This is a genomic window from Comamonas testosteroni ATCC 11996, from assembly GCF_000241525.1.
GTDB lineage: Bacteria > Pseudomonadota > Gammaproteobacteria > Burkholderiales > Burkholderiaceae_C > Comamonas > Comamonas testosteroni.
This window is the reverse complement of record NZ_AHIL01000013.1, coordinates 66,780-73,558: the sequence shown is the minus strand read 5'-3', so window position 1 is coordinate 73,558 and position 6,779 is coordinate 66,780. Positions and strand designations below refer to the sequence as shown.

6 protein-coding genes and 3 pseudogenes are annotated in these 6,779 nt (G+C 60.0%); 4 read left to right on the top strand and 5 right to left on the bottom strand.

Annotated features, from left to right (window positions below):
- Nucleotides 1–433 (bottom strand): site-specific integrase (locus CTATCC11996_RS07010; protein WP_034348360.1); only part of this gene is annotated, 433 nt, incomplete at its 3' end.
- A 129-nt stretch (nt 434–562) separates the two neighbouring features.
- A pseudogene (locus CTATCC11996_RS07005) lies at nt 563–1,484 on the bottom strand (IS5 family transposase).
- On the opposite strand from CTATCC11996_RS07005, the gene CTATCC11996_RS07000 reads away from it, so the two are divergent.
- Nucleotides 1,479–1,973, top strand: a complete 495-nt coding sequence (locus CTATCC11996_RS07000) for a class I SAM-dependent methyltransferase (RefSeq protein ID WP_003074509.1) — start codon at nt 1,479–1,481, stop codon at nt 1,971–1,973. The pseudogene CTATCC11996_RS07005 and the gene CTATCC11996_RS07000 overlap by 6 nt on opposite strands.
- Before the next feature lie 72 nt (nt 1,974–2,045).
- On the opposite strand, the gene nhaR is transcribed toward CTATCC11996_RS07000, so the two are convergent.
- On the bottom strand, nt 2,046–2,936 hold the full coding sequence (gene nhaR / locus CTATCC11996_RS06995; RefSeq protein WP_003074504.1) for a transcriptional activator NhaR: 891 nt from the start codon (nt 2,934–2,936) through the stop codon (nt 2,046–2,048).
- A 318-nt stretch (nt 2,937–3,254) separates the two neighbouring features.
- Here nhaR and CTATCC11996_RS06985 point away from each other — a divergent pair, with 318 nt between their 5' ends.
- Nucleotides 3,255–4,196 (top strand): sodium-dependent bicarbonate transport family permease, encoded by a 942-nt coding sequence (locus CTATCC11996_RS06985; protein WP_003074499.1) that lies wholly within the window; start codon nt 3,255–3,257, stop codon nt 4,194–4,196.
- 16 nt (nt 4,197–4,212) lie between these two features.
- Nucleotides 4,213–4,503, top strand: coding sequence for a P-II family nitrogen regulator (locus CTATCC11996_RS06980; RefSeq protein WP_003074497.1), 291 nt, complete (start codon nt 4,213–4,215; stop codon nt 4,501–4,503).
- Nucleotides 4,504–4,517: 14 nt separating this feature from the next.
- On the opposite strand, the gene CTATCC11996_RS06975 is transcribed toward CTATCC11996_RS06980, so the two are convergent.
- Together CTATCC11996_RS06975 and CTATCC11996_RS06970 are read right to left on the bottom strand one after the other, a co-directional pair.
- Nucleotides 4,518–4,871, bottom strand: a complete 354-nt coding sequence (locus CTATCC11996_RS06975) for a copper-binding protein (RefSeq protein ID WP_003074496.1) — start codon at nt 4,869–4,871, stop codon at nt 4,518–4,520.
- 146 nt (nt 4,872–5,017) lie between these two features.
- Nucleotides 5,018–5,443, bottom strand: a pseudogene (locus tag CTATCC11996_RS06970) (copper oxidase); the annotation flags it as partial.
- Between the two features lie 70 nt (nt 5,444–5,513).
- Between CTATCC11996_RS06970 and CTATCC11996_RS06965 the strand changes: the two are divergent.
- A pseudogene (locus tag CTATCC11996_RS06965) lies at nt 5,514–6,775 on the top strand (IS256 family transposase).
- The last annotated feature ends 4 nt before the right edge of the window (nt 6,776–6,779 follow it).

Sequence of the window (6,779 nt, the reverse complement as noted above, 5' to 3'; positions counted from 1 at the left end):
GCTCATCCACCCAGTGGGCTAGGATACGGGCGTACTGACGTGTTCCCAGATGAGGGGACCTGTGGATCCTGCTTGGGAACAAAAAGCTATCGGATTTCAGCTCCGCATGCTTGATCCATGCCTGCAGGGCATCTCGTGTCGTTGATGTGATTTCAAATTGCACAGGCCGCTGCGTTTTGTGTTGCATAACGATGGCGCGTGTCGCCATCTGATCACCGTGGCAAACGTCCCTGACCTTCAACGCCACGAGATCACAGCCCCGCAATTTGCTGTCGATACCCAGGTTGAAAAGTGCAAGCTCCCGGATTCGGTGCTCCATCTGTAGTCGCACACGCAGTGCCCAGATGTCTTTGACCTTGAACGGGGACTTTTGGCCCACGATTTTTCCCTTGTTCCACGGCTCGCGATGGATAGCGCTGGCGACGGATTCCATGATGGTCTCCCATTGAGTTGAGGGAGTACCACAATGCGCTTGATTGGCCAGGAAGTCGATGCACTGGCCGAGCATGGCGTTGTTGCATAAATCGATTTCAGGCCAAGCTCCCCCAAACCCCAGCCGTGGCTATGCCACGGCTGCCGTCTGAGGACGGCCCAGTTCTGTAAATCGATTCAAGATGGCTGCTCGAATGTGCAGCTCGTTGACTTGTCGCTCAAAGGTACGAGACATCAGCCGCTCACCCAATCGTTTGATGCAGTTCATCTTGGTTTCCACCAAGCTGCGCCGGTGATACCCGATCCAACGTTTCCAGATACTTCGCCCCAGCCTTCGACATGCAGCGATCGCCGCATTTCGATGCACAAAGGCTTTGCCTTTGCGTATTCGAGCATTCTTGCGAGGAGGAATAATGAGAATACCTCCTCGCTTGATGACTTCTTCATGGACTGGTTGCGTGTCGTAAGCGCCGTCGCCCGTTAGGCTCTCCAGCACCTCATCTTCGGGCAATTGCTGCAGCAAATCCGGTATCACTGACGTTGTTGGATGTCACGCAGATAGCCCTGACCTGTAGCGTCTGGGCATCAATGCCAATGTGCAACTTGCGCCATTGCCGACGACGCTCAGGGCCATGCTTTTTGCATTTCCACTCGCCTTCACCCAAGAACTTGATTCCCGTTGAATCAACCAGCAAATGCAGTCCCGCTTGGCTGCGTGTGTACGGCACTTGTACATTCAAATCGAGCTGGCGCCGGCACAGCGTGCTGAAGTCAGGTACCGGCCAAGCAAGCCCACACAAATGCAGCACCGACTCGGCAAGACCCGTGGTCTGCCGCAGTGCCAAGCCAAACAGGTTCTTGAGCGTCAAACAAAATTGGATTGCTGCATCAGAGAACTTCCGACTGCGTCCGCGTTTGCCACTTGCCGTGGCAAACCAGCACATACCCTTGTCCAGCCACACCGTCAAAGAGCCTCGAGCTTTGAGGGATGCGTTGTACTGCTTCCAGTTGCTGGTTCTATATAGCGGGGTTTGCGGGGCTGACTCATGCAGCAAGCCTACCGCTGGAAGAGCAACGATTTATGCAACAACGCCGCACTGATGCTGAAATCCCTGCACCACGTGCCGATTGCGCTGATGGACGTGGCCCTGGGCGAAGTGGCCCGTGTGCTGCGCCCCGGCGGGCATCTGTATGTGTCAGAGCCCGTCTACGATGGTGCGCTCAACAGCATCGTGCGCCTGTTCAACGATGAGGGGGAAGTGCGTGCTGCCGCCCAGTCTGCCGTGGATCGCGCGCTGCATACCGGTGCCTGGCAACAGGTGGCCGAGCAACGGTTCGACATGCCCGTGCACTACGCAGATTTCCAGACCTTCGAGCAGCGCATGATGCGCCCGACGTTTGCCGACCATGCCCTGACCCCGGCACTGATCCAGCACGTGGCAGAAGCGTTTGCGCCACATTGCGGGCCAGACGGCGCCCATTTCACCCGTCCCATGCATGTGCGGCTGCTGCGCCGCTGCCAGGAAAGCCAACCCGCCTGAGCGCCGCCAGCACCACCGCGCGTGGCAGCGGGCCTGAGTGGGTACGCCGCAGGCGTACACCCACCTGCAGGCTCAGTGCGCGAACACCGAGGTGCGCGCTGCATGCAGCACCGCGCGGACCGCAGGATGCTTGACATGCCGTTCGGTACTGATCAGCCAGAACGCCTCACGCACTTCTTCCAGGCGCCCAACCTCCTGAACGCCGTAGCGCACGCTGATTTCTTCAGAAAGAATCGCAGGGGCAGGGAAAAACCCCTCCCCCTCCTGCGCAAAGGCTTTCATCAGCGCACTGTCGTCAAACTCCCCCACCACCCTGGGTGACAGCCGCAGCTTGCCCAGCCAGCGGTCAATTTCACGCCGCACCGCCGAATGCGGGCCGGGCAGCAGCAAGGGCGCGCCGTGCAGGCTGGAGGGGAAGGCCGCATCCCGCGTGGCCAGCGCCGGGGTGGCGAAGAAGGACACCGCACTCTCTCCCAGCTTGTGGCTGTGGCAACGTACCGACAGCCCGGCAGGCATGGGGCGGTCGGCCAGCACCACGTCCAGTCGGTTCAATGCCAGCTCTCCCAGCAGCCAATCAATCTGGCCCTCCCGGCAGATAAGGCGCACGGGTTCTGCCAGCTCCTTCATGGGGGCCAGCAGCTGCCGCGTCAAAGACTTGGGCACAAACACCGATGTACCCACCCTGAAGGCCGGCAGGGCACAGCAGGCCTGGGCACGCACCGATGCCTGCAGTTCATCGCCCAGCGCAAACATTTCATCGGCGTACGACAGCGCCACACGCCCGGCTTCTGTCAGCTCCAGCCCCCGCCCGGCGGGGCGCAGCAATGTGGCCCCCAGCTCTTCTTCAAACAGCTTGATCTGGGCACTGATGGTCTGTGGCGTGAGATGCAGAAACCGGGCGGCACTTGCCACACTGCCCATGTGAGCCACCGCCCAAAAATAGCGCAGGTGCTTGAGATTCATGGCCGAAATACTTCGTAAAAAATTGCGTATTCTTAAATATTAATCGACTTTATTTGATTCATGCAGCTTGTCAGAATACGCATGGTTTCACTGGCAACCGCCAGGCCGCGCGACCATATTGACAATCATGACAACTAAAATATATAGCACGAACCCCTCTGAAATAATGGCTTTCACACTGATCAGGCCATTTAAAAACCCCATCCCGACTGCCCCGCACCCCTGGCGCACACGCAGCAGCTGCACCCAGCGCCAGACACACCCCGTGGCACCCTGCGCCACCCTCCATGCGTTGCTGTCGCAGAAAGGATGACCCCCATGGATCCGATCATTCTTTTTTTCCTGCTGGGTCTGGGTGCAGGCCTGTTGCGCTCCGAACTCAAGCTGCCAGCGGCGGTCTACGACTTGATCAGCATGCTGCTGCTGCTGTCGATTGGCATGAAAGGCGGTATTGAACTGGCCAAGCAGCCTTTCAGCACCCTGCTGCCGCAGATGCTGGCCGTCATGGGCATGGGCATGCTGATGCCACTGCTGGCCTTCCCGGTGCTGTACTACGTGGGGCGCTTCAAGCGGGCAGATGCGGCTTCCATCGCCGCCCACTACGGCTCCGTCAGCGTGGCCACCTTTGCGGTGGCCGTGGCCTGGTTCACCAGCCGGAATATCGAATTTGAAGCACACATGCCCCTGCTGCTAGCTGTGCTGGAGATACCCGCCATTCTGGTGGGCATTCTGCTGGCACGCGGAATTTCCAAAGACATGCGCTTGGGTGCTGTGGCGCATGAAGTTTTCCTGGGCAAGGGGATTGTTCTGCTCATCGGCGGCCTGCTGATTGGCTGGATTGCCGGCCCGGAAAATCTGGCGCCCATCAAACCACTGTTCTTCGACCTGTTCAAAGGCATTCTGGCGCTGTTCCTGCTGGAAATGGGCCTGATCACAGCGGCCCAGTTTGGCAGCCTGCGCCAGTACGGACTGTTTCTGGTGGCCTTTGGCATCGGCATGCCGCTGTGCTCATCACTGATCGGCACAGCACTGGGGGTGTGGCTGGGGCTGTCGGTGGGCGGTACGGCCATGCTGGCCACGCTGGCTGCCAGTGCTTCGTACATCGCCGTACCTGCTGCCATGCGCATCTCCGTGCCGCAGGCCAACCCCACCTTGTCACTGGCCGCCTCGCTGGGCGTCACTTTTCCGTTCAATGTGCTGGTGGGCATTCCTGTCTACTACGCACTGGCCCAATGGGCCCACTCGTTGCTGGGGAGCTGAGGCTATGCACCGTCACATGCGCAAATTACTGACCATCATCACAGAAGCAGCACTGGAAAACCTGGTGCTCAAAGACCTGGAACACCTGGGCGCACATGGCTACACCGTCAGCGATGCCCGTGGCAAAGGCACGCGGGGGGCTCGCACCTCCAACTGGGACACCAACAGCAACATCCGCATTGAAGTGGTGTGCGATGAAACCACGGCCCACGCCATTGCCAGCCACCTGCAGGCGCATTACTACGATGACTACGCCATGATCCTGTTTCTGGCCGATGTCGAAGTGCTACGCCCGCAGAAGTTCTAGGGCGAGATTTCCATTTACGGCGCACGCTCGATGCGTGTCACCATCAGGCGGCCCTGCTCCTGCTGTGCGACAAACCAAATGGCGTCGCCCACACGCAGCCCGGCCAGCAACGCGGGGTCTGCCGCGGTGAACACCATGGTCATCGGTGGCATGTCCAGGTGCTGGATTTCGCCATGCCGGATGGTGATTTTGCGGGTGCCCATGTCGATGCGGCGCACCTCCCCGCTGGTCAGTTCCTGTGCCTCCGCAGCACTGGCGGGGCCATGGGCATGCGAGTGCTGCGCATGGTCTTGCGCCCACGACGGCTGCGCCAACAGCAGGGTGCCCAGCAGCAGACCAGCACCCGCGGTAAAGTTTAAAAATTTCATAGCTAACTCCGTTGTTATTTCAAGGGCTAGAGGCTTAAAACCCCGATAGATTGCAGCTGGGTGGCACCAACAAGGCACGGGCCATGTGCTTCGCACTTCAGCAGCCTGCAGCGCTTTAGCGGCAGGCCTGCCGGTGGCAGATGGCCTCAATGTGACATGCCCGGGCCGTGGTGTTGCACGGCCGACGCATTCGCGCCCCCCTGTGGCGGGGGAATGTCCTGGCGGGCCGCTGCCGGGGTAGAGCCCGTCCACTCATGCGCCACCGTACCGGGGGGAAACTGGTAGTGCCCCGGGTCGCTGTAGTCGCCAGGCTTCTGATCCTTGCGAACCTTGAGCACGCTGAGCATGCCCCCCATGCCAATCGGGCCAAACTGGCCATGGCCGGTCATCATGGGTGCGGTGTTGTCTGGCAGCGGCATCTCCATTTCCTTCATGTCATACATGCCGCGCTCCCCCATCATCATGTAGTCAGGGACAAGCTTCTGGATCTTGCCGATCAGGCCTCGATGGTCGACGCCAATCATGGTCGGCACGGCGTGTCCCATGGCGTTCATGGTGTGGTGGCTCTTGTGGGAGGGTGTGCAGAATTTTGTGTAAACGGACAATCAACCGCCGGCGCAAGCCGGCCTGTCCGTAAGCACAATGAGCACCAAGAAACACGACGTACCCGAAGAACTGCTGTCTGGCCTGCTGGCCAACTACAAGAAGCCCGAAGACCTCATCGGCGAGAACGGCCTGCTCAAGCAGTTGACCAAGCTGCTGGTGGAGCGAGCCCTAGACGCCGAACTGACCGAGCATCTGGGCCACGAACGCAACGAAGCGGTAGCCAACACCACTGGCAACACCCGCAATGGCAAGAGCAAGAAGACCCTCAAGGGCGATTTCGGCGAGTTGCCCATCGAGGTGCCACGTGACCGCCATGGCAGCTTCGAGCCCCAGCTCATCCCCAAGCACCAGACCCGCTGGGCCGGCTTCGACGACAAAATCATCTCGCTGTACGCCCGCGGCATGACGGTGCGCGAGATACAGGCCCACCTGGAGGAGATGTACGGCACCGAGGTCTCGCCCAGCCTGATTTCCTCGGTGACCGACGCCGTGGCCGATGAGGTCAAGACCTGGCAAGCCCGCCCGCTCGATGCAATCTACCCCATCGTCTATCCCGCCCGCTCGATGCAATCTACCCCATCGTCTATCTGGACTGCATCCATGTGAAGGTGCGCGAGGGCGCTGTGCGGGTCAAGGCGGTGTACTTGGCCATCGGCATCACCATGACGGGTGACAAGGAGGTGCTGGGCCTGTGGCTGGCGCAAACCGAGGGTGCCAAGTTCTGGCTGCAGGTCGTCACCGAACTTCGCAACCGGGGCGTGCAGGACATCTTCATCGCCTGCGTCGACGGGCTCAAAGGCTTCCCCGACGCCATTGAGGCGGTATTCCCCAAGGCGGTGGTGCAACTGTGCATCGTGCACATGGTGCGCCACAGCCTGAACTACGTCTCGTGGAAGCGTCGCAAAGAAGTGGCAGCCGACCTGCGACGCATCTACACGGCAACCACCGCCGAGGAGGCCGAGCTGATGCTCGGTGAATTCGAGGCCCGCTGGGATGCCGAGTACCAACCCATCGGCCAGTCCTGGCGCAGGAACTGGAGCCGGCTGATTCCGTTCTTTGACTACCCACCCGAAATCCGCAAGGTCATCTACACCACCAACGCCATCGAGTCGGTCAACATGAGCCTGAGGAAGCTGACCAAGAACCGGGGCTCGTTCCCCAGTGACGAAGCGCTGACCAAACTGTTCTATCTGGCCCTGCGCAACATCAGTCAGAAGTGGACCATGCCCATCCGGGATTGGAAGGCTGCGCTGACCCGCTTTACCATTCAGTTCGGAGACCGCATCTCCGTCAATTGAAGTC

Coding starts and splice junctions, on each gene's coding strand:
- nhaR (WP_003074504.1), bottom strand. CDS start 2,936: ATGAATCTCAAGCACCTGCGCTATTTTTGGGCGGTGGCTCACATGGGC.
- CTATCC11996_RS06980 (WP_003074497.1), top strand. CDS start 4,213: ATGCGCAAATTACTGACCATCATCACAGAAGCAGCACTGGAAAACCTG.
- CTATCC11996_RS06985 (WP_003074499.1), top strand. CDS start 3,255: ATGGATCCGATCATTCTTTTTTTCCTGCTGGGTCTGGGTGCAGGCCTG.
- CTATCC11996_RS06975 (WP_003074496.1), bottom strand. CDS start 4,871: ATGAAATTTTTAAACTTTACCGCGGGTGCTGGTCTGCTGCTGGGCACC.
- CTATCC11996_RS07000 (WP_003074509.1), top strand. CDS start 1,479: ATGCAGCAAGCCTACCGCTGGAAGAGCAACGATTTATGCAACAACGCC.